The organism is Planococcus plakortidis, assembly GCF_001687605.2.
In the GTDB taxonomy this organism is placed as follows: domain Bacteria; phylum Bacillota; class Bacilli; order Bacillales_A; family Planococcaceae; genus Planococcus; species Planococcus plakortidis.
The window spans coordinates 2,093,336-2,115,586 of record NZ_CP016539.2; the positions used below are offsets into that span (position 1 = coordinate 2,093,336).

At 50.2% G+C, this 22,251-nt stretch carries 22 protein-coding genes, 1 tRNA gene and 1 pseudogene; 9 read left to right on the forward strand and 15 right to left on the reverse strand.

The window, feature by feature from the left end; all coding sequences use genetic code 11:
* Positions 1–94: 94 nt before the first annotated feature.
* Positions 95–1,558 (reverse strand): UDP-N-acetylmuramoyl-L-alanyl-D-glutamate--2,6-diaminopimelate ligase, encoded by a 1,464-nt coding sequence (locus tag BBI15_RS10615; RefSeq protein ID WP_068869536.1) that lies wholly within the window; start codon positions 1,556–1,558, stop codon positions 95–97.
* A 17-nt stretch (positions 1,559–1,575) separates the two neighbouring features.
* On the reverse strand, positions 1,576–2,625 hold the full coding sequence (locus tag BBI15_RS10620; RefSeq protein ID WP_068869537.1) for a M42 family metallopeptidase: 1,050 nt from the start codon (positions 2,623–2,625) through the stop codon (positions 1,576–1,578).
* 103 nt (positions 2,626–2,728) lie between these two features.
* Here BBI15_RS10620 and BBI15_RS10625 point away from each other — a divergent pair, with 103 nt between their 5' ends.
* On the forward strand, positions 2,729–4,300 hold the full coding sequence (locus tag BBI15_RS10625) for an ATP-binding protein (RefSeq protein ID WP_068869538.1): 1,572 nt from the start codon (positions 2,729–2,731) through the stop codon (positions 4,298–4,300).
* A 56-nt stretch (positions 4,301–4,356) separates the two neighbouring features.
* On the opposite strand, the gene BBI15_RS10630 is transcribed toward BBI15_RS10625, so the two are convergent.
* From BBI15_RS10630 to BBI15_RS10655, 6 genes and pseudogenes are all read right to left on the reverse strand, one after another.
* Positions 4,357–4,839, reverse strand: a complete 483-nt coding sequence (locus BBI15_RS10630) for a PepSY domain-containing protein (RefSeq protein WP_068869539.1) — start codon at positions 4,837–4,839, stop codon at positions 4,357–4,359.
* A gap of 190 nt (positions 4,840–5,029) precedes the next feature.
* Positions 5,030–5,740 (reverse strand): PepSY domain-containing protein, encoded by a 711-nt coding sequence (locus BBI15_RS10635; protein ID WP_068869540.1) that lies wholly within the window; start codon positions 5,738–5,740, stop codon positions 5,030–5,032.
* Positions 5,741–5,742: 2 nt separating this feature from the next.
* Positions 5,743–7,113: a sensor histidine kinase gene (locus BBI15_RS10640; protein ID WP_068869541.1), complete on the reverse strand. Its 1,371-nt coding sequence runs from the start codon at positions 7,111–7,113 to the stop codon at positions 5,743–5,745.
* On the reverse strand, positions 7,097–7,792 hold the full coding sequence (locus BBI15_RS10645) for a response regulator transcription factor (RefSeq protein WP_068869542.1): 696 nt from the start codon (positions 7,790–7,792) through the stop codon (positions 7,097–7,099). Before BBI15_RS10645 ends, BBI15_RS10640 begins: the two co-directional genes overlap by 17 nt.
* A 67-nt stretch (positions 7,793–7,859) precedes the next feature.
* Positions 7,860–9,247, reverse strand: a pseudogene (locus BBI15_RS10650) (aldehyde dehydrogenase).
* 20 nt (positions 9,248–9,267) lie between these two features.
* Positions 9,268–10,194, reverse strand: coding sequence for a Gfo/Idh/MocA family protein (locus BBI15_RS10655; protein WP_068869543.1), 927 nt, complete (start codon positions 10,192–10,194; stop codon positions 9,268–9,270).
* 92 nt (positions 10,195–10,286) lie between these two features.
* Between BBI15_RS10655 and BBI15_RS16560 the strand changes: the two genes are divergently transcribed.
* The 4 genes from BBI15_RS16560 to BBI15_RS10670 all read left to right on the forward strand — a co-directional run bounded on the left by BBI15_RS16560 (position 10,287) and on the right by BBI15_RS10670 (position 11,979).
* A complete protein-coding gene (locus tag BBI15_RS16560) occupies positions 10,287–10,424 on the forward strand; it encodes a hypothetical protein (protein WP_167358036.1) in 138 nt (45 codons plus the stop codon).
* Positions 10,425–10,566: 142 nt separating this feature from the next.
* Complete coding sequence (locus BBI15_RS10660) at positions 10,567–11,283, forward strand: thermonuclease family protein (protein WP_068869544.1); 717 nt, start codon at positions 10,567–10,569, stop codon at positions 11,281–11,283.
* 16 nt (positions 11,284–11,299) lie between these two features.
* Positions 11,300–11,809, forward strand: coding sequence for a hypothetical protein (locus BBI15_RS10665; protein WP_068869545.1), 510 nt, complete (start codon positions 11,300–11,302; stop codon positions 11,807–11,809).
* Between the two features lie 97 nt (positions 11,810–11,906).
* Positions 11,907–11,979: transfer RNA gene (locus BBI15_RS10670), tRNA-Val, on the forward strand.
* A gap of 114 nt (positions 11,980–12,093) precedes the next feature.
* Here the strand turns inward: BBI15_RS10670 and BBI15_RS10675 are convergent.
* The 4 genes from BBI15_RS10675 to BBI15_RS10690 form a co-directional block, all read right to left on the reverse strand.
* Complete coding sequence (locus BBI15_RS10675) at positions 12,094–14,127, reverse strand: TRAP transporter permease (RefSeq protein ID WP_068869546.1); 2,034 nt, start codon at positions 14,125–14,127, stop codon at positions 12,094–12,096.
* Positions 14,120–14,641, reverse strand: coding sequence for a DUF1850 domain-containing protein (locus BBI15_RS10680; protein WP_068869547.1), 522 nt, complete (start codon positions 14,639–14,641; stop codon positions 14,120–14,122). The genes BBI15_RS10675 and BBI15_RS10680 overlap by 8 nt, the downstream gene beginning before the upstream one ends.
* Before the next feature lie 77 nt (positions 14,642–14,718).
* Positions 14,719–15,699 carry a TAXI family TRAP transporter solute-binding subunit gene (locus BBI15_RS10685; protein WP_068869548.1) on the reverse strand — a complete coding sequence of 327 codons (981 nt, stop codon included), beginning with the start codon at positions 15,697–15,699 and terminating at the stop codon, positions 14,719–14,721.
* A 124-nt stretch (positions 15,700–15,823) separates the two neighbouring features.
* A complete protein-coding gene (locus BBI15_RS10690; RefSeq protein ID WP_068869549.1) occupies positions 15,824–16,411 on the reverse strand; it encodes a phosphatidylglycerophosphatase A family protein in 588 nt (195 codons plus the stop codon).
* Between the two features lie 105 nt (positions 16,412–16,516).
* Between BBI15_RS10690 and BBI15_RS10695 the strand changes: the two genes are divergently transcribed.
* The 3 genes from BBI15_RS10695 to BBI15_RS10705 all read left to right on the forward strand — a co-directional run bounded on the left by BBI15_RS10695 (position 16,517) and on the right by BBI15_RS10705 (position 18,263).
* Positions 16,517–17,239, forward strand: coding sequence for an alpha/beta hydrolase (locus tag BBI15_RS10695; RefSeq protein ID WP_068869550.1), 723 nt, complete (start codon positions 16,517–16,519; stop codon positions 17,237–17,239).
* Between the two features lie 76 nt (positions 17,240–17,315).
* Positions 17,316–17,834, forward strand: coding sequence for a YjcG family protein (locus tag BBI15_RS10700; protein ID WP_068869551.1), 519 nt, complete (start codon positions 17,316–17,318; stop codon positions 17,832–17,834).
* A complete protein-coding gene (locus tag BBI15_RS10705) occupies positions 17,835–18,263 on the forward strand; it encodes a GNAT family N-acetyltransferase (RefSeq protein WP_068869552.1) in 429 nt (142 codons plus the stop codon). It abuts the gene before it with no gap.
* A gap of 43 nt (positions 18,264–18,306) precedes the next feature.
* Here the strand turns inward: BBI15_RS10705 and fabI are convergent, their stop codons facing one another.
* Positions 18,307–19,077, reverse strand: coding sequence for an enoyl-ACP reductase FabI (gene fabI, locus BBI15_RS10710; RefSeq protein ID WP_068869553.1), 771 nt, complete (start codon positions 19,075–19,077; stop codon positions 18,307–18,309).
* Positions 19,078–19,180: 103 nt separating this feature from the next.
* Positions 19,181–20,551, reverse strand: a complete 1,371-nt coding sequence (gene mgtE / locus BBI15_RS10715) for a magnesium transporter (RefSeq protein WP_068869554.1) — start codon at positions 20,549–20,551, stop codon at positions 19,181–19,183.
* Positions 20,552–20,637: 86 nt separating this feature from the next.
* On the opposite strand from mgtE, the gene prpE reads away from it, so the two are divergent.
* The gene (prpE, locus tag BBI15_RS10720) at positions 20,638–21,375 is read left to right on the forward strand and encodes a bis(5'-nucleosyl)-tetraphosphatase PrpE (protein WP_068869555.1); all 738 of its coding nucleotides are present in this window, start codon (positions 20,638–20,640) and stop codon (positions 21,373–21,375) included.
* Here prpE and BBI15_RS10725 read toward each other — a convergent pair.
* Positions 21,366–22,247, reverse strand: a complete 882-nt coding sequence (locus BBI15_RS10725; RefSeq protein ID WP_068869556.1) for an RluA family pseudouridine synthase — start codon at positions 22,245–22,247, stop codon at positions 21,366–21,368. The two genes, prpE and BBI15_RS10725, sit on opposite strands and share 10 nt — an antisense overlap.
* Between the last annotated feature and the right edge of the window lie 4 nt (positions 22,248–22,251).

The window sequence follows — 22,251 nt, forward strand, 5'->3', positions numbered from 1 at the left end:
AACAAGAACTATCGCCTGGAATGCCCAAAAGCCGAAGCTGCTAAAACACAAAAATGAACGGAGAAAAATATGACGATTTTTCTCCGTTCCGTATTTATGATCCGAATTTACGCTGCGCTTCGTTTTCCGCTATTTCCTTATCGCTATGCGGATATTTCGTATTTTCGATAATCTGGTAATCTTCATGGCCTTTGCCGGCCAGGATGATGATATCGCCCGCCTCTGCTTGCTGCACTGCATGGCGCACCGCTTGCTCACGGTCACCGATGCAGGCGTAGCGGTCGTGCTTCATCCCGGCTGCCAAGTCATTCAAGATGCTGTCATACGGTTCATAGCGCGGGTCGTCTGTCGTCAACACGACGTAATCGGCGACCGAGGCTTTCTCGGCCATGATCGGCCGCTTCGTCTTGTCACGGTTCCCTCCTGTCCCGACCAGGAAAATGAGGCGGCCGGTCTTGAAATCCTCGACAGCCGCTATGGCTTTTTCGATCGCATCCGGTGTATGGGCATAATCGATGAACACCGATACCGGTGCATCGATTTCCGCTTTTTGCATACGGCCTTCGACAGGGGAAATGGCTTCTAGTGCGGCAATTACCCGCTCGAGCGGGTAATTCTCCGCAGACAATGCCGCTATGGCAGCCAATGCATTATAAACATTGAAATGCCCGAGCAATTTCATCGTGACAGGAAATTCCCCATGCGGACAAATGAGCGTAAAGGAAGTGCCTTGTGATTTAAGCTCGATATTCGACGCGCGGAACATGGCTTCATTCTCCACTCCATACGTGTAGACAGGGAACGGGGTCATTGCTGCATATTTTTCAGACCATCCGTCGTCAGCGTTCAACACTGCCCGCTTGTTTTGTGTCAAATCCTGGCCAAGCTGAGAGAACAGCAGCCCTTTGGCATGGCCGTATTCTTCCATCGTTCCGTGGAAATCGAGATGGTCATGCGTCAAGTTCGTGAAAATCGCGGTATCGAATTCAACGCCGGCAAGGCGCCCCAGAACAAGGCCGTGGGAAGAGACTTCCATTGTCATATGGGAACTGCCCGCTTCCAATGCACGGCTGATCATTTGCTGGGTGGTCAATGCATCGCTCGTCGTATTCGCCGACGGATGCAATTCGCCGTTCAAATTGAAGCCGATCGTCCCTGTCAAAGCGGATGTATTCCCGAGCTCCATGAGCATGGCGTGAAGCATGCCGGCGACGCTTGTCTTTCCGTTCGTCCCCGTCACGCCGATCATGTTCAACTTCTGGGATGGGTGCCCGTAAAAGCGTGCTGCGAGAATCCCGAGGACCCTTGCCGTGTCGGCTACCGTCACGATAGCTGCCCCTTCTATATCCAGCGGTTTTTGCGCCAAGATGACCGCCGCACCCTGCTGTACCGCTTGATCGGCGAAATCATGGCCATCGACTGTATAGCCTTCAATGCAGACAAAGAGAGAACCTTGTTCAATCTCCCTGGAATCCATCGTCATATGTGAAATCGTTTCCGGCAATTCTCCCTTTATGGATGCTATGGGAATATTATGAAATAGTTGCTTGCTGTCCATCTGAAATCCTCCTAGTATTATGACCCGAGCGGTGAGTTGATATACGCATGAAGAAGCGCTGCCGTCGCTTTCAATGAATCGGTATGCGTTCGCTCATACGCATGGGATGCCTCGATTCCAGGGCCGAACAACGCATGTTTCACGTCTGCGCCCGCCCTGATCGCTGCAGAAGCATCGGATCCATAATACGGGTAAATATCGACTTTGTAGTCAATATCCCGATCTTTGGCCAATTCGATCAATTGGCGCGTCAACCCGTAATGGTAAGGGCCGCTTGAATCCTTTGCGCAAATGGAAACCGTGAATTCATCGGAAGCCTGCCCGTCACCGATCGCTCCCATGTCGACAGCAATGTATTCTTCCGTTTCCACCGGAATATTCGAATTTCCGCCATAGCCGATTTCTTCATTGTTTGAGATATAGAAATGGGTCGTCTGGGGCAAGGGATCACCGTTTGCCGATTGTTTTGCCAGCTCCAGCAAAAGTGCCGTGCTCGCTTTATCGTCCAGATGGCGGGATTTGATAAAACCGCTTTCCGTTTTCGTGAAGCGCGGGTCGAAGGAGACGAAATCGCCCACTTCGATGCCTTGCTTGCGGACATCTTCCGCGGAATCGCATTTCAAATCCAACCGCATTTCCATATTGTCCGCAGAACGTTCCGCTGTTCCGGAATCGCGGTACACATGGACAGTTGTCTGATGGAGCAGGATCGTGCCGGTGATGGTCCCGCCGCCTGCCGTGTGGATCAGGCAATTCTCGCCTTCGATGGCATTGAACTTGAATCCGCCCACAAGTGACAGTTTCAAACGGCCCGACGGCTTGATTTCCTTGACCATCGCTCCGAGCGTATCGACATGCGCCGTGAGCAAGCGGTGGCGCTGATCGTCCTGGCCTTTGATCGTAGCGATGACGCCGCCTTTATTGCTGGTTATGTATGGTACATTTGCCCGATCGAAAAAATCCGTCACGAAATCCATCACTTGCATCGTATACCCTGAGGGGCTTGGGATCTTCACCAGTTTCTCCAAAGTGCTGAGTGTTTCCTCTTCTTTCCAATTAAAATCCATTCTAATCACTCCCTGATTTTTTAATCATATCAAAAACAGCCATTTTCGCACAGCCCCGACTATAGTAAGATGAGTAAGACTCTTAGCAAGATGAGGTGCAATTATGGAACGCTCACTGACAACCCGCAAGCGCAATCAATTATTTATCCATCTGTTCGGCTTTGGCAGCCTGTCACATTTGGTGCTGAATTATTTCGTCGACTTCAACGCTTCCATTATAGCGCCGATATTCGGCATGCTCGCCTACTCGATCCTATTCACCTTACTATATACGAAATTGCCCCCTTCCCGGTTGCGTTTTGCCATATTGTTTGCATTGAATGCCTATATTTTGATACTGCAATTCGAATCATTGTCGTTTGTTACGGCTGTTTACTTTATCATCCCCATTGTTGCCGCTTCCCTTTATAACGATACCCGGTCCATCATCGCACTTTCGTTCCTGACCATTATCGAAGTGATCCTTCTAACTTTCGTTTTCGGCCGTTTTCAAACGAGCGGTTCATTGGAATATATCCATGTGTCGATGGTGGTGTTTTTCAGCCTGATGATGCTACTGACGATTTTGCATAGCTTTTATTTCAGCAATTATTGGCGTCAGCTGGAATTGCGCAATGCGTCGATGGAAAAAGCGCTCACCTCAAAAGATGGTTATCTCGACTTGTTCTTCCAAGCCGCTAAAGACGCGATTGCCGTCTTCGATTTCGAAGGGCGCATTATCGCGATCAATCCTGCTTTTGTGCAATTATACGGCTGGACTGCCGATGAATGCCTTGGGAAAGCGCTCCCGCTCTACCCGCCTGAACATGCCGAAGCAGCGGAACTGCGGGCAGAAAAAGTCCGGCAAGGCGAAAGTTTCACGCTCGAAACGGACGATATCAAAAAAGATGGCACGCGTTTCCCGGCACAGATCACGCTATCCCCCATCTTCGATTCGCAAGGGCAAGTCATTGCGACATCGGTCATTTCCAGGGACATCAGTTACCGGAAAGAGACCGAGCGGATGCTTCTCCAAACGGAAAAATTGAAGATGGCCGGTGAGATCGCGGCTGGGGTCGCACATGAAATCCGTAACCCGATGACGGTCATTTCGGGATTTGTCCAAATGATGCATAACGATCCGAATCATCGCTACCCAAGCTATACATCGTTGATGCAATCGGAACTCGACCGCATCAATTTGATCATCAGCGAATTCCTGATCCTCGCAAAACCGCAAGCTCCTCAAAAGAAAGAAATCGATATCGGGAAAATTCTCGACGAATGCATATTCCTGTTCGGGCCCGAATTCGTGCTCCATGGCATCTCGGTCGATACAGATGTTTCAGGCCCGTTCGTCGCTGAGGGCGAAGAGCATCATTTAAAGCAAGTATTCATCAATATATTGAAGAATGCGATCGAAGCAATGGAAGAAGGCGGCTCTTTACGTATTACTGCCAGTAACAATGAAGGGAAACTGCGCATCCATTTTCAAGATGATGGACCAGGCATTCCGCCCCAATTGGCAGAACGCGTTTTCGAACCGTTCTACACGACAAAAGCGACAGGTACCGGCCTCGGCTTATTGATTTCACAGAAAATCGCCCAAGAACATGGCGGAAGCTTGACTATCGGCAACATGGAGGAAAAAGGCGCCTGCGTGATCGTCACTTTGCCGCTATTGACGGAGCAATGAAACCCTAAAAAACCTCCCGCCGATTTTAAGGGCGGGAGGTTTTTTAGAGTTACACATTAATCATCATCGTTGTCGTCATCGTCGTCGTAGTCATCGTGGTCATTATCGTCATTGTGGTTGTCATCATCGGATTCTACTGACACTACGGTCCCATCCGCTGCATCCACAATGACATCGTAATCGGTTTTTCTATCTTCAAGCTCCACTTCGTAATACGCCCAGCCATCTTCCTTTTCAAGCTCGACATCATCAATTTTTCCCGGAGCTGCACTTTTTGCTGCTTCGATAGCTTGTTGTTTGCCGATCAACTGCTGTCCATTGCCCGTAGATTGTTGTTCGATTGGGGCAACTTGCGCTGTTTCGGATTCAGATGCAGCTCCCGTGTTTAAATTTCCCGTCCCGTTGTTGGACGATGCCCCATCTTGGAAGTTTTGTACCGCTGGCGCAGTATTTTGCAAGGAATCATTAGAATCTGCGAGCACAATTCCGCCAAACGCCAAAATACCTGCTGCTGCTGAAACATAGATTAGTTTTTTCACTTTAATCTCCTCCTGTCTTGTGGTTACTATGAATATAACCAGCGAAGCTTAAACTGCGCTTAGACGAAGATGAGAAATTCATGAGACCGGAAACATTCAGCAAAGTCGATAAAAAACCGTTTTCATGGAATCGGGCTGATGGCAAATCAGCTGTGGCTCCATGAAAACGGTATTCACTCATTCATTCTTCTCAATCATCCCACTCGACTGTCATCGTCTCTCCACGAATGGCGTGAATTTGAATGGTCGCTTCCCGATCGGATGCATTATCATCCATTTCAACCAAATAATAGCCGCCGTCTGTCGTCTGGACAAATTCGACATCATCGACTATTCCATCCAAAGTCTCTTTGGCGATAGCGATTGCTGCATTCTGGCTGATGATGCGTTCTGGTTCTGGTTGCGCTGTATCCGGTTCAGGCTCAGCCTGGGTTTCCAGCGCTTCTGTTTGGACATCCATTACTTCCCCGGTCTCTGCGGAAATGAACAGGATTTTCCGTTCCGTCTCACTGTGGATTTCCACTTCGTAACGATTATCCGATTCTATATATTGGATTTCTTTCATTTCCCCTTGCTCCGCTGCTGCGGCCGCTTCGCGTGCTTGTTCTTCAGAAAGTGCTTTTGCAGGGCCGGTTTTCTCCAGCAACTCAAGCGACTCGACCTGTCCATCGGCACGGTTGATCGCCGCTAAATATGTTCCATCATCTCTTTTAAATTCGATCTGGTAAAACCCTTCTGTCTCAGTTGCATTTTCAATCGCACCGCCGTAAAGCTGTTCAATCGTTTGAGCCGCTTCATCCATTGTCACGGAATCAGCCGCCGTTCTTGGAAACAGGAAAAAAGCAAGTGCCGTGATGGAAAATACCATGATGACGATTCCGATAGCCCACCATTTCCGCATGATCATCCCTCCTGTCCTGATTGTAACTCCTCAACATTAAAATCCCCTGAGAAAACGATCGTTACCGTCGTGCCCAATTGTTCAATGCTGTCGATTTCGAGACGCAGGTGAAGTGAATCAGCCAATTCCTTGGCGAGCGAAAGGCCAAGCCCAAATCCGCCGGTCTCGCGGCTTCTCGCTTTGTCGACGCGGTAAAACCGTTCGAATACATGCGGCAGCGAATCTTTCGGGATGCCGACGCCGTAATCGCGGATTTTGATATATACTGAACCGTCCTTCCCGGCTTCCATATCAATGCTGTCTTCGCTATACTTGCGGGCATTGTCCAGCAGAATATACAGCAATTGCTTGAGTTGCTGGACATCGGTTTCGACGATCAGCGGCTGCGGTGACTGCAGGCGGAACTCCCTGTCATAGGAAGCGTTCATTGCCGTCATGACTTGGCGGAGCACCGGTTCAAGATCGATTTTCTGCCAATCCATCTGGGCTTGGCTGCGCCGTGCGATATGCAATAATTGTTCAATCAGCTGGCGCATTCGTTCCGTTTCGTTGCGTATCGCCGTCAAGGCTTCTTCTTGCAGCGCCGGGTCTTGCGAACCCCTGCGCTGCAATAAATCGGCATAGCTTGAAATGACCGTCAGCGGTGTTTTCAGTTCATGGGAGGCATTCGAAACGAACTCTTCCTGTTTACGGTAGTTTTCCTCCAATAACCCGATCATTTCATTGAATGTGACGCCCATTTGGCTCAACTCATCCTGCGATTCTCCCGTTACCGGCAACTTCTCGAAAGAACCATCGCGCTGGATGCGGCGCATGGTCCCGGTTAGCCCTTCGATCGGGCGGGTCAACACGCGCCCGAGCAAGGCACTCGACAGGAAAATCGGGATCATCGAAAGCATCGTTACAGAAATGAGAACTAAGCGCAAAGTCGCGAGGTTTGCGGTCACTTCCTGGAGCGATTGGGCGACAATCAACTCCACCACTTCACCGCCCGGCCAGATCACAGGCGCCGTGACGTAGGCAAATTGCTCGCCTTCAACAGCCATTCTTCCCGAAGCACCTTTGACATCATTGGGAAATTCTACACTGACGGATGGATCCTGGATAATTGTATTCAGCAAGCCGCTGCTTCGGTCTTTCTCCTTAATCAAGCCGTCGACCGGCACATAGGCGCGCAAGATATTATCCGGCGATTCTTCTGTACTATTGGCATTGAAGGTCGCGACCATCACTTCCACTTCCGACTCCAGCCGTTCGACTTCCGTTTCATACGCCAGGCTACTGAAGGAATAATAAATGACAACGGCCAACACCAACAGCACGAAAAACATCAAAAGGGTCGAAGACAGATGGATCTTATGCTTGAGCTTCATGCGGTTGCTCCTTCAAGACGTAGCCGACGCCGCGAACCGTTTGCAAATAAGTGGCATCTTCGCCGAAATCGATTTTCTTCCGCAAATAGCGGATATAGACATCGATGACATTCGTGTCGCCGTAATAATCATAGCCCCATACCGCATTCAACAATTGTTCGCGGCCCAGTACTTGTTTCGGGTGGCGCATCAAGTACAAGAGCAAATCGAATTCACGGGGCGTCAACTCGATTTGCCGCCCCGCCCTCTCCACTTCCCTCGTGCTTTCATTAAGTGTAAGGTCTTCAAAACGGTGCAAATGTTCATCAACTGGTTTTTTCATCCTCAGATTGGCACGGATTCTGGCAAGCAGCTCCTCGATTTCAAACGGCTTTGTCACATAGTCATTTGCGCCAAGGTCCAGCCCGGCCACTTTGTCTTTGACATCGTTTTTTGCGGTCAGCAGAATGACCGGCAACGTGGTATCCGACGCACGGATCCGCTTCAGGACATCGAGGCCATGGATTTCCGGCAGCATCAGATCGAGCAGCACCAGATCCCACTCCTGTTCCCTGAACTGGATCAAGGCTTCCGAACCCGTCAAAGCGACTGTTGTCTCATAACCCTCGAATTTCAGCTCCAGCTCCAAGACACGGGCGATGCTTTTTTCATCTTCCACTATCAATATGCGCTCTGTCATTTTCGCGCCCCCTTTTTTCTTAATCATAGCAGGTCTAAAAAGAAAAAAGCGACCTAAAGGCCGCTTTCTACTTCAACACTGTCCGGATCCATTTCGCCCGGTTTTTGTATGGGGGATATGTCAGGTTGGTCGCCAATTTCGTGGACTTCCTGACGATGGACTTGGCATGCGTAAAAGTTTCAAAACTGGTTTTGCCGTGATAGGAGTTCATGCCGGATGGCCCGACGCCGCCAAAAGGCAAGTAGACGCTGCCGACATGCGAGACAGTGTCATTGATGCAGCCGCCCCGAATGGCAATTGGTCCAGGAAGAACCGGATCGCCCGGTCGTTTTCGGAGAACAGGTAGGCGGCAAGCGGCTTCGGCAAACGCCGGATGTCCCGCAGCAATTGTGGCAAATCATTATAGGCAATGATCGGCAACACAGGCCCGAACAATTCATCTTCCATCGACGGGCTGTCCCAGCCGATATTATCCAGCAAGGTCGGTTCGATATAACGGTCTTCGCGGTCAACATCCCCGCCAAAGACGATATGGGCTTTTTCCTTTTCAATGATTTCCGCCAGGCGGCCATGATGCTTTTCATTGACGATGCGGCCGTAGTCCGGGCTGTCCTGGGCATTGTCGCCGTAGAACTTGCGGATGGTCTGGATAAGGATGTTCATGAATTCGTCTTTCACCGACTCATGTACGCAAAGATAATCGGGCGCCACGCAAGTTTGCCCGGTATTCATGAATTTGCCCCAGGCAATCCGTTTTGCGGCAAGCTCCAGGTTAGCCGTCTGGTCGACGATAGCGGGGCTTTTGCCGCCAAGTTCCAAAGTGATCGGGGTCAGCCGTTCGGATGCCGCTTTCATGACCACTTTCCCGACCGGTACGCTGCCCGTGAAGAAAATATAATCAAATGACGCATGGATGAGCGCCGTCACTTCCTCGCGTTCGCCTTCGACCACCCTCACGTAATGTGGCTGGAAGCTACTTTCCAACACGGTACGGATGATGCGCGCGACGTTCGGTGTCGCTTCGGACGGTTTGACGATAGCACAATTGCCGGAAGCCAATGCTCCGATAAGCGGCTCCATGACCAATTGGAACGGGTAATTAAACGGGCCGATGACGAGTACGGATCCGTAGGGTTCACGGATGATGAAGCTTTTGGCAGGCTGCAGGTGGATTGGCGTCTTTACTTGTTCCGGCTTCATCCACTCTTCCAGATGCTTCGCCATATAGCCGATGCTATCGAGCACAAACCCTACTTCCGTGGCGTATCCTTCAAACTCGCTTTTTCCAAGGTCCAATTGCAGCGCTTCGATAATGTCATCCTCATGAGCTTGGATCGCCGACTTCAGGCGTTGAAGCTGGGCAATGCGGAAATCCGCCGATTTTGTCACGCCTGTAAAATAATAACCTCGTTGGTCGGCTATCATATCCTCTACTTCATTGGCAGTAAAATTCATCGTTTAATCCCTCCTATAGTTCATTGCAATAATCGGTCGATATAACGCTGGACGACCAAGCCTTCGTCAAAGCCGACGAGAAAGGTCGATTGTTCTTGCATTTCATCAAATAAGGACGGAACTTCCATTTCTGTTTGCACTTCTACACGTGGTTTCCCCTGTTCCTCCCGATACAAACGCGACCAGTTTTCAAGCGTCAGCACCCCGTCTTCGCCGTACACTTTAAATTGCAGCAATTCGTTTTGCCCCGCTCCGCTCAAGCCCGACAATGAAAAGGGCGCACCTTGCTGGGAGGTGCCATGGGCGATGATCCCGGTTTCACATTTTTCGGCGTCTTCTGGAAAGTCCACTTGGTGTGCGGCAATGTCCAATGTGCCGAACAAACGGTGCATCAACTGCAGGTAATGGGGAAAGACTTCACGCACGAACCCTCCCTGGTCCCTGGAGGCAATCCACGGATTTTGCTGCCACGGCCGTGGCCATACCGGAAACACCGTATGAAGTTCAATGCGGCGGACTTTCCCGATGTCCCCGCTTTTGATGCGTAGCGCCATTTCCCGGACAACGGGCGAATACATCAGCGGAAAATGCATGGCGGTGTGGATACGGTTGTTCTTCGCCGATTCTGCCATGGACTTTGCGGCATGTGCGTCATGTGCCAAAGGCTTTTCGCATAAAACATGCAAGCCCCGCCTTGCCGCGGTTTCCGCCAGTTCTGCGTGGCTGTTCGGCGGCGTGCCGATATACACCCAATCGATATCTGCTTCGAATAATTCATCCAAGGAATCAGTGACGGGAACGCCATACTGTTCTTTTACATAATCCAACCGATTGCTATCCGTGTCATAAACCGCTGCAACCTGCACTTTGCCATGCTGCTGGATTTGTTTGATGATGCGTTCCCCGACAATTCCTGCGCCTATAATCCCAATCGCTATCAAATCCATCGCCCCTTTTTCTATTCATTGTTTATAAGTGTAACCTTGCGGGGTATAGAATAGTCAAACAATTACATTCGCAAGAAAGAGGAGGAGTCATCATGAATGAACAGAAAAACTGGTGGGAACCGATTTTTACAGGCACATTGGAAATGGGCGTCGACAAAGAGAAGTTGGAAACCATCAATGAAGACAACTTATTATACTTCGGTGAAACAGCTGACACTTTGGAGCAATAAACGATGCACAGCCTTTATGCATGTACATAGCAGCGCTTGATCCGGCCTCATGCGGAGCAAGCGCTTTTTTTTGGAATCCAGTCCGCTCATTGTCGTCCGGCAATCTTTTCGCTATAATTCGATATAGAAAGCAGGGATAGCCATGAAAACATTCATTTTAGTGATTACCCTGCTATTATTGGCAGGATGCAATTTGCCTGGCGCTACCGATACTGGCGGAACCACCGACAGGGCCACTGTCGAAGTCACCGAGGTCATTGACGGGGATACGGTGAAAATCCTGTACGAAGGCAAAGAAACCACGGTCCGGTATTTACTGGTCGATACGCCCGAAACGAATCACCCGAGGTTCGGCGAGCAGCCGCTAGGCCCTGAAGCGACGGAGCGCAACCGCGAACTGATTGAACAGGCACAACGAATCGAGATCGAATTCGATGTCGGCGACCGTTTTGACGATTACGACCGCCTCCTCGCCTATTTATACGCGGATGGGGATAGCATACAGAAACAATTACTTGAAGAAGGCTACGCCCGGGTCGCTTATGTCTTCCCGCCCAATACCCGCTATATCGATGATTTCCGCGATGCCGAATCCAAAGCGAAAGATGCTGAGATCGGCATATGGGAATACGAAAATTATTCAACGGACCGGGGATTCAACGAAGATGCTTACCGGCATAAAGAAACGGACATACAGACAGACGATGGAGACTGCCGCATTAAAGGCAATATTAACCGAAGCGGCAATAAAATTTATCACATGCCTGGAACCCCTTCCTATGAAGGAACCAATCCTGAACAATGGTTCTGCACGGAACAACAGGCAAGGGATGCCGGTTTCCGCAGCTCCAGACAGTAAAAAGAGGAGGAATACGATGCAATTGCTTGTCCTGCGCCTTGACTACCGCAGTTCTACAACGATTGAAAGCCTTCAAAGACAGCTGCGCCAGCCGAATTCCAAACTGGCGCTGCAACTGCCTCATATCCCGCTGCTGGCCTACCAAAATACATCGCCGCTTCAATTGAAGGCAACATTCGAACCGATCGCTAAACAAGCCGCCGTCCCCTCTTTTCATGCCAGCGATATCGGATTTTCAAAAGAGGGTGCCCGATTTTATCTACAGGTCCAGCCGGAGGAAACACTAAACGAACTTCACAGCTCGTTGAAATTGGCTGGCCATGAATTTTCAGCGGCCAGCCCTGGCAACCCTTGGCAGCCTCGAATACCGCTCATCGGTCAAGTTCCCGCTCCGTTTTGGGGCCCCCTCTTTGCCAGGCTTGCACTCGAGTTCAGTTCGCTTGAGGGAATCGGGGCAGCTTTGGAATGCTGGACCGTGATTGGTCATCGGACGTCAATCGAGTGGAGCATTTTCCTGGACAGTTGAAAATCAAAACTGCTTTTAAAAAACTAAAAGTTTTTTCACAAAAACTATTGTCTTTTTTAAAACTGGCATATATAATAATAAATGTCCTTGAGATTGCGATTCCTTAGCTCAGCTGGGAGAGCGCTACCTTGACAGGGTAGAGGTCGCTGGTTCGAGCCCAGTAGGAATCATCATAAGCACGCCTTGCGCTGCTCCAGAAAACACCAACCGTTTGTACGGTTGGTGTTTTCTCGTTGGGGCAACCAAAAAAAGATGGAAGCCCGCGGGCTTCCATCTTTTTTTTATTAAGCTGTTTGAGGTCTTTTCGTCTTTTTATCTTTCGACATCCATTGGATCACGAACAAGACGATAAAGACAGCCGCTCCGATAAGATCCGTGAAACCTTCCGGATAGATCAAGGCAATCCCTGTAGCGAATGTGATGATCCGCTCCAGCCAGTTGAGTTTGCGGTACCAATAGCCGATCAATCCGGCACCGATGGCGATCATCCCGGTGATGGCGGTGATCAATACCCATATCAATTGTGTCCAGGTCGTATCGATCATCAAGAGTTCTGGAGACAAGACGAACATATACGGAATGATGAATGCCGCAATGGCAAGCTTCGCCGCATTGAAACCTGTCCGTATCGGCTCCCCGCCGGAAATCCCGGAAGCTGCAAATGCAGCGAGGGCGACTGGCGGAGTGATATCTGCGATTATCCCGAAGTAGAAGACGAACAAATGGGCAGATAATGCGACCACGATCGGTACAGCCGCGCCAGCAGGTTCATCGACCATCAACAAGGTAATGATGGCTGGGGCAGCAATGGTTGAGGTGATGACATAGTTTGCCGTTGTCGGCGAGCCCATGCCAAGCACGATCGCTGCAAGCATCGTGAAAAATAAGGTCAACAGGACGTTCCCGCCGGATGCCGATACAAGACCATTTGCCAGGGACAACCCAAGGCCGGTCTTCACGACAACCCCGACAATGATCCCTGCCGTCGCTGTCGCAGCGGCGACCGCAAGCGCAGTTCTCGCGCCGTCCACCAGGGCGTGGATGATGTCTTTAAAGCCAAGGCGTGTTTCTTTATTGAAAGCACTGACGAAGATCGTCAGCAATATGCCATATAAGGCCGCTTGCATTGTCGGGATCCCGACCAGCAAAAACAGGATGATCGCGAGGATCGGCGTCAATAGATAGATTTTCTTCAATACTTCTTTGCGGTCCGGCATTTCATCCGCCGATAGGCCTTTCAATCCAATTCGTTTTGCCTCGAAATGGGTCATGATCCACACACCCGTAAAGTATAGGAGCGCCGGGATGGCTGCCGCTTTGGCGATTTCCCAATAAGTGACGCCGCCGATGAACTCGACCATCAGGAACGCTGCCGCCCCCATGATCGGTGGCATCAACTGGCCGCCTGTCGAAGCTGCTGCCTCGACGCCGCCGGCGAATTCCTTCTTATATCCAAGCTTTTTCATCATCGGGATCGTATAAGACCCGGATGTAACTACGTTGGCAACCGAGCTCCCTGAGATGGTCCCTTGCAGGGCACTGGAGAAGATGGCTACTTTTGCCGGCCCTCCTGTTAAGTTTCCGGCAAGCGATACGGCGAGATCATTGAAATACTGGCCGACTCCGGTCTTCACCAGGAATGAACCGAATAATAGGAACGTAAAGATGAAGGTGGCAGAAACCCCGATCGGTGTCCCGAGGATGCCGTCTGTCGTGTAGAACATCAATTGGATCAAGGATTCCAGGTCTTGGCCTCGGTGGCGCATGAACCCAGGAAAATACGGCCCGAAAAATCCGTATGATAAAAACAGCAATCCGATGATGGTAATCGGCAACCCAACAGCCCGGCGCGTTGCTTCAAGCGTCAAGATGACGGCTAGGATCCCTACAATCAAATCCAGTTCGGTCACGCGGCCGATACGGAATACCAAATCATCGTACATGATCGGCCAATACGCACCGATACCGATAGACAATAAGGCAAGTATGTAATCATACCAGGCCACTTTATGGCGCGCACCTTTCCGGCGGCGCATCGGGAACAAGATAAAAATGAGCGACAGCGCAAACCCTAAGTGGACTGAACGCTGGATGTACGCTGTGTATTGGCCGAAAATGGCTGTGTATAATTGAAACAACGAAAATGCTAAAAGCCCGTAAAACACCACATGTTTGATCATGCCTGACAAATCGCGTGTATTCGATTCCGGATCGTATTTCTGGAGAATCTCTTTTTGTTTCTCCTCCGAGATGTAGCTTTCGTCTTCAGGCGGAAGCTTTTTCTCTTTTCTTTCTTCTGGCGATAGTTTATCACTCATAGATGTTCACTCCTTCTAATTGCTGATAAATGGATAGGCGCTGGGCACGGAATGTATAAATCTTGCCTCTTTCCAAACTCTTCTTCAAATCGAGTTCTTTCCCTGCGAATAGGAAAGCGAGTTCCGCGTCCACGTCCCCGACTAGCAATCGGAATTCGGGCAGCTTCCGCTTCATATCCTCAATAAAGTATTTCCCGTCTTTTTCGACAAAGCGCTCCCCTTCTCCTGCATTCGACGGCATGCCGATATTGAAATCTTCGTACTGAAGTTCCGTCATCACCAATTGCCCCCCCTCATCGAGGCGGTAAGTTTCGATGACATCCGATAGATGGATCGAATGCGTATAGCGGATCTTGAAGCGGTTTTCAATAACAGGAACGCGCGCTGCGATCTCGCCTGTTTCCGATTCGATGAAGACGAAGTGTTTCTTGTATGGGATGAAGAAAAGTGCGGAGCAGATAAGAATGAGGATGGTGAATATAAGAAGGGTTTTGAGAATTCTTTTATTCCGCAAGTTGGATCCCCCTAGCCACAAAAAATAAATAACGACGATAAAGCTTGCGCTTTATCGTCAGTTATTCTGATCCGTTCTTATTGGTTTACTTCATCGAAGTAACGCTGTGCGCCAGGATGGATATCGATTCCGATACCGTCAAGAGCTGTTTCCGCTTTGATGAATTCAGCTTTGGCATGTTGGATTTGATCCGTGTTTTCGTAAATGGCTTTTGTGATGTCATAGACTGTGTCTTCAGAGATATCGTTTTGCACGACAAGCATGGCAAGAACGGACACCGTCGGAACTTCTTCAGTCAACCCATAAGTGCCGGAAGGAACTGCATCCTCTGCATAGTACGGGTACTTCTCGATCAATTCTGCTGCTTTTTCGGCTGCGACAGGAACGATATTAACATCGGCAGTCGCACTCAAGCTTTCAACTGCGCCAGTCGGCGTTCCTGCTGTGATGAATGCTGCGTCGATTTGGCCGGATTGCAGGCTTTCCTGAGATTCGCCGAAGTCCAAGTTCTGCGCGTCGATGTCATCCATCGTCATGCCATGGATCTCAAGCAATTGCTCCGCGTTGATATACGTACCTGAACCAGGTGCCCCGACTGATACCGATTTACCTGCCAAGTCTTCAAACGCAGTGATGCCGGATCCTTCAGTCGTTACGATCTGGATCGTTTCCGGGTAAAGGGCACCGATTGCAGATACGCTGTCGATGACTTCCCCTTCGAACATATTCGAGCCTTCAGAAGCATAGAAAGCCGTGTCTGTCTGAACAAAAGCGATTTCGCCAGTGCCATCAGCAAGTGATGTCATATTGGCTGCAGATGCCTGGGATACTTCGGCAGTCGTATCGATGCCGGTCTCATTCTCGATGATCGTAGCCATCGCCCCGCCAAGCGGGTAATACGTTCCCGTGGTTCCGCCAGTCAAAATACTGAGGAATTCCGGTTCGGATGCTCCGCCGCCACCTTCTCCTTCGTTAGCTGCATCATCTCCACAGCCTGCCAGGAATACGGATCCGGCCAAAGCGACAGTCGCGTAGAATCCAAATTTTTTGTTTAACATAAATCGGCCTCCCTTTTTCTATAGTTTCTTTCAACCTTCATAATACCATGACTTTCTGTCCAGCTGTCAATTTAATTTTAAAAATGGAATCGTTTACAAACCAAATATATGGAAATTAAATCCATCAATCGTATTCCGCTCCAGGCAAGTGAGTTTCGGGCGTTGTCTCTTCCGGTGCCAAGTCTTCAAAGCTTCTGCCTTCCTCTTCCAAATCGCGTGTGCGATGGGCGATACGTGCCGAAGCACAGGCGGCGATACTCGAAACGAGGTCATCGAGGAAAGTATGGACATGCTCCCCGTATTTGGTGTCCAGATTATGGATGATGCCGGTCTTGTTTTTATCCAAATGGCCGAACGTCGTTACAGCGATGCTGCCGTATGTGAGCACGGCACCGAGCCCGATCATTTCATCGACGCCGAACAAGCCTTCATCCGAACCGACGATCTGCTGAAGCGGCTGCGACAGCTTCCCTTGCTCTGCCAGTTCGTCGAGCTCGATGCCGACCAATAAGGCATGCTGCATTTCCCGTTTACGCAAGACGCTCTCGACCGACTCGATGCAATGGGCCAAGGTCAATCCTTCATTAAACGGCAATTGCATATCCAATACGATTTTTGCGATGTCTTCTTTTGTGACTCCTCTTCTTGCCAATGCTTCATGCGTCGCTTTATTCACTTCTTCTGAATGTACACGGAAATGTCCTCCGTCCATGGTGTGATCCCCTCTCTCTATTTGGATTTACCTTCCTGTCCATTATACCTTGCGGGGGGAATATGTTACAATTTTTGTACAATAGAATTAGAAGGAGGCAACATCATGAACAATGGAAGCGTAGAGGATTTCACGCTTTACAGCGATGCCTTGGGAGAGGACATGCAGGTGCTCATCCATCTGCCCGCAAATTATTCCCCTCTCTACAAATACAGCCTGGTCATCGCCTCGGACGGCAAGGATTATTTCCAGCTAGGGCGCGCGCCCCGCGTCGTCGATGAATTGCTGGCCAACGAGGAAATCGAGAACATCATTTTCGTCGGTATCCCCTATAAAAGTGTAGAAGACCGCAACCGCAAATATGAACCTGCCGGCGAACAGCACGGGGCGTATTTACGCTTTTTGGCCCACGAACTGGTCCCTTACCTCGACGAGAAGTATCCCACTTACCAAGTCGGCATGGGCCGCACATTGGTCGGCGATTCACTCGCTGCGACGGTGTCTTTGATGGCTGCACTGAAATACCCGAATATTTTCGGGCGTGTCATCCTTCAATCACCGAAAGTCGGGCCGGAAATGATGGAGGCTGTAGAGAAATTTTCGATGAACAATTCGTTCACGGTCTACCACGTCATCGGCTCGGAAGAAACGGAAGTGAAATTGACCAACGGTGAAACGGCCGACTTCCTTACGCCGAACCGCGAATTGAACGAGTTGATGAAAAATAAAGGGTTTTCGCTGTTTTATGAAGAATTCAAAGGAGACCACACATGGAAATATTGGCAGCCTGATTTGAAACGGGCATTGCTGATGAATTTCGGTATGTAGGCCTTGAGGAAACAAAACGGTCAATTTGATACAATTGAAGAGAACAGCATTTATTTGACGAGGAGGTCTATTGATTATGAAATATGGCATTGCAGCATTTCCATCAAAAAAACTACAAGACTTGGCGAATTCCTATCGGAAGCGCTATGATCCGCATTATGAATTGATCACACCACATATTACATTGAAAGGGCCTTTCGAAGCGGATGATTCGGAAGTGAAAGCGATGGCTGAGGAACTCGGCAATATCGCCAAGCGCCAAAAGCCTTTCCGTATCCACGCAACACGCGTCAGCACGTTCACACCGGTGACGAACGCCTTGTACTTCAAGATCGAGCCGTCCAAAGAGCTGATGGATCTTCACGAAGACCTCCACTCCGATTTTCTTGGCGGCATGCCGGACCATCCTTTTGTACCGCATATCACGATCGCACAGAAATTGTCGGATTCGGAACATGCCGATGTTTACGGCCAATTGAAGATGGCCGGCATCGACCACGAAGAGACGATTGACCGCATCCACCTCCTCTACCAATTGGAAGATGGGTCGTGGACAGTGTACGACACATTCCGCTTGTCAGGAGATGAAGCTTAATTGCAGAGAGTCAAAATCGTTGAAACCGAACTTGAAAAAGAACAGGCTTTTGAAATCCGCCGCAAGGTATTCGTGGACGAACAAGGCGTTGCCCTTCATGTCGAGATGGATGAGCATGATGACAGCGCCACCCATTTTATCGGCTATGAACTGGAACAGCCGATCGCCGCGGCCCGGATCCGGGAATACGAACAGGGCGTCGGCAAAGTCGAGCGCGTCTGCGTGTTGCCTGAATACCGCGGACATCATTTTGGGGCGGAGATGATGGAACAGCTGGAGGAATATGCCCGCTCAATCGGCTATTTCCGACTGCAGCTCAACTCCCAAAGCCATGCCATCCGGTTTTACGAACGGCTTGGCTATGATGTGGTCTCTCCAGAGTTCATGGATGCCGGCATCCCGCATCGCCAAATGGAGAAAACGCTATAATAAAAACCCTTCCGGATTTTCCGGAAGGGTTTTTTCGTGGATATTATAAGACATGATAACCGCTGTCGACATGAAGGACTTCGCCGGTGATGCCGCGGGACATATTGCTGAACAGGAAGACTGCCGTGTCGCCGACTTCTTCCGGTGTCGTGTTGCGGCGCAGCGGTGCTTTTTCTTCGATTTCACGCAAAATCGAGTTGAAATCGCTGACGCCTTTGGAAGAAAGCGTACGGATCGGGCCAGATGAAATGGCATTGACGCGGATATCGTGCTTGCCAAGATCCGCAGCCAAATAACGGACGGACATTTCAAGTGATGCCTTGGCAACGCCCATGACATTGTAGTTCGGCATGACGCGTTCTCCGCCGATATATGTCAAGGCAACGATGCTCCCGCCTTCTGTCATCAACGGTTTCGCGTATTTCGAAACGATCGTCAATGAGTACGAGCTGATGTTATGCGCGAGCAAAAAGCCGTCGCGTGAAGTATCGGAAAAGTCACCTGACAATTCTTCCGTTTTCGCGAATGCGATGCAATGCGCAAGCCCGTCGATTTTCCCGGCGCTTTCCTTGATCGTGTTGAAGCATTTCTCTACGTCCTCGTCACTGGTCACATCACATGGCAAAATCTGCTCGTGCTTGCCATCAAGTGTCGCGACCAAATCGCGCACCGATTTTTCAAAGCGCTCCCCTGCATATGTAAAGATCAAGTTCGCTCCTGCTGCATCCAATGAACGGGCAATCCCCCAAGCGATGCTGCGCTTATTGGCGACACCCATGATGACGTATGTTTTATCTTTCAATGAAATCGACATATATATACCTCCTAATATTATTACCTGGTACTAATATTACCCCATAAAAAAAGAAAGTGCAATCGCACTTTCTCGGATCTTGCTTCATCCCATCACTATCTGCTCATAAATTCGTCAGGAACGTCGTCGCCAAGCCCAAATAAATGAGGATGGAAATGATATCGTTCAACGTTGTAATGAACGGCCCAGACGCAACCGCAGGGTCGATTTTCATCCTGTGGATCAACAACGGGATAAACGAGCCGGCTAAGGTCGCGACAAAAATCGAACTGGCCACCGCCGTGCCGACCAGCATTCCGATCAGCAGTTCAGATTTCCAAAAGTAAACGAGGCCTACGACCACGATGCCGCAAATGACGCCCGTGATCAAGCCAGTCCCCGCTTCGCGGAACAATAACTTCAGCTTGCTCTCTTCCTCGATGTCGCCTGTTGCAATACCGCGCACTGCAACAGCAAGCGCCTGTGTGCCGCTATTCCCAGCCATTCCGGCTATCAACGGGATAAATACGGCAAGCAGCGCCACTTGGTCGAGCGTCGCTTCGAACATGCCCATCAAATTCGCTGTCAGCATGCCGAGGAATGTCAGCAGGATAAGCCACGGCAAACGTTTTTTCGCTGCGGTCAGCGGTCCGCGGTCAAAGGTATCCATATCGGAGACCGCGGCCAATTTGGAGTAATCATCGGACGCCTCTTCATCGAGCACGTCGATGATGTCATCAACTGTGATGATCCCGAGCAGATGGTCCTGGAAATCGACGACTGGAAGCGCGAGAAAGTCATAATCCTTGATCATGCGCGCGACTTCCTCCTGGTCTTCGCTTACTTGGACGCTTACGACGCGGTCGTTCATGATCGCTTCGATCAAGGTATCTTCATCGGCAACAATTAAATCACGCAAGGTCACGATGCCTGACAATTTACGGTCCTCATCGATGACAAACACGTAATAGATCGTTTCGGCGTTCGGTGCGGCATTGCGCAGGATGTTCATGGCGGAACGCACCGTCGAGTTTTTCGGGATTGCGACAAACTCCGTTGTCATGATCGAACCTGCCGTATACTCCTCGTAATGCAAGAGGTCCTTGATCTGCTGTGCGGATTCCTTGTCCATGATCGTCAAATAACTGGCGACTTGGTCTTTGTTCAGTTCATTAAGGACATCGACTGCATCATCTGTATACATATAGGACAGGATGTCGGAGGCATAGCGCGTATCCATTTCCTTGAACAGATTTTCGTATTCGTCATCGTCCACTTCAATGGCTTCAAAGATATCCGCCATTTCTTTCGGAGAGAGATACTGATAGAGCAATTGCCTCGTTTCCCCGTCCGCTTTTTCGTAAAAGCTTGCCTGGTCGTATGGATGGTGGGACAAGAATTCTTCACGGAATGCTTCAACATCCCCTTTTCCCAATAATTCGTGCATCAATTCTTCGTTCAATTCTTCATCACGGATCTTCGTTTCTTCCATCATGTATACTCCCTCCTTTCAATTGTTTCAGCTTTTTCCCCGATATGCGTTACACTGAAACCAATGTCCCCATTTAGGAGCTGAAGATTATGAAATATGATGTTATTGGTGACATCCACGGCTGTTTTGATGAGCTGGTCGAATTGATTGAACAACTTGGCTACCGCTTCGAAAATGGCCTCCCCATGCATCCCGAAGGCCGGAATCTCGCATTTGTGGGGGATGCCATGGACCGCGGTCCCGACTCCCTTGCGGTGCTTCGGCTATTATTCGCCATGCAGGACGCGGGCATCCTCTACTATTCCCCCGGCAATCATTGCAATAAACTCTACCGTTTCTTCAAAGGCAATCCCGTGGAGCTATTGCACGGGCTGGAAATGACCGTCACCGATTGGCGCAGACTGGCACGAGATGAACAGAACCAATTCCGCGAGCGCTATCTGCGGTTTTATGAGGCTCTTCCCCTCTACCATCAGCTGGGGGATGAGTTGATCGTCGTCCATGCCGGCCTGCGCCAAGATATGATCGGAAAAGCATTAAGCCGCAAACTGATCACTTTCGCTTTATACGGCGAAATCACCGGCCACTATCATGCCGATGGCCGGCCAGTGCGCGGCAACTGGGCGAAGCGCTATAAAGGTGATCACTGGATCGTTTATGGCCATACCCCTGTCGAAACACCTTATTTCAAAAACAATACCGTCAACATCGATACCGGCTGTGTGTTCGGCGGCGCCCTTACCGCCTTGCGGTTTCCGGAAATGGACATTCATCAGGTACCCTCAAAACAGCCCTATCAGCCGGGCCGCTTCCATCGTTATGAATAGATCAAGTCAAGCATATCGCCAGCCAGGACGGATGTAAATGCCAGCCGCTTCCCGGAGACCGGATGGTCGAGCTGAAGTTCCGTACAATGCAGTGCTTGCCTGGCGATCAGCTCGCGACGGCCTCCGTAAAGGTCATCCCCGAGTAAGGGGTGTCCGAGATGGGCCATATGGACCCGGATCTGATGGGTCCTGCCGGTGTTCAATTTCAGCCGGACATGGCTGAACTCTCCAGCTGACCGGATCAATTCCATCTCGGTCTCGGCAAACTTTCCATCTTTCCTTACTTCCCGTTCGATGATGCTTGTGCCTTTGCGGCCGATAGGAGCGGTGATGACAGAGACCCCTTCGCCCACTTTGCCGTGGACAAAGGCTTCATAGCGCCGATTCATCCGTTTTTCCCGCTGCTGTAAGGAAAGCAGGTGATGTATATGGCGGTTCTTTGCGATGCATACGAGCCCCGACGTATCTTTATCCAGGCGTGTCGCAATATGCAATGTGGACGGAATGCCTTCTCTCTCGAAATGGCCGGCCACGTAATTCGCCAGGCTGCCGAAAGGCTGTTCGCGCGATGGGATCGTGTTTTGCCCTGGGGGTTTCTCGACGATCAATAAAGCTTCATCTTCGTAGACGATGGCGAGCGGCCCTGCCTCTGCCGTCAAGCCTTTGCCTTGTGTTTCTTTCGGAAAAATAACGGTCACGGCATCCCCGACTTCGAGCGGATGCCTGACCGTCACTTCCGAACCGTTAACCAGCAGATGGCCTCCGCCGTATTTCACGGAAGCCAATGTCCTTTTGGAGATGCCATGGTTTTGGAGCGCTTCCCGCAATAGTCCGCGCTTTGGTGCTGTAAATTCGATTTGAAATGCTTTCATTCCG